This is a genomic window from Arthrobacter sp. B2a2-09 (genome assembly GCF_027587375.1).
Lineage (GTDB): Bacteria > Actinomycetota > Actinomycetes > Actinomycetales > Micrococcaceae > Arthrobacter.
The window spans coordinates 1-212 of record NZ_JAMXIC010000136.1; the positions used below are offsets into that span (position 1 = coordinate 1).

Sequence of the window (212 nt, forward strand, 5' to 3'; positions counted from 1 at the left end):
CAGCTCGTCCAGGCCGTGATCGACAATCCGAGAGATGAAGTCGTCGGGATCGGAATGGATGCAAATGAGATGACCGGCCCCCCGGAAGCGTTCCAGGAAGCTTTCCGGCTCGCCGGCAAGCATGGGATCCGGCGCACGGCCCACGCAGGCGAGTGGGCGCTGCCGCGGAACGTAGGCACGACGCTTGACCTTCTGCATTGTGAACGCCTGGA

Annotated in this window: 1 pseudogene; it reads left to right on the top strand. The window is 63.7% G+C overall.

Features of this window, described 5'->3' with window-relative positions:
- Positions 1 to 69: 69 nt before the first annotated feature.
- A pseudogene (locus NFJ07_RS26120) lies at positions 70 to 212 on the top strand (adenosine deaminase family protein); the annotation flags it as partial.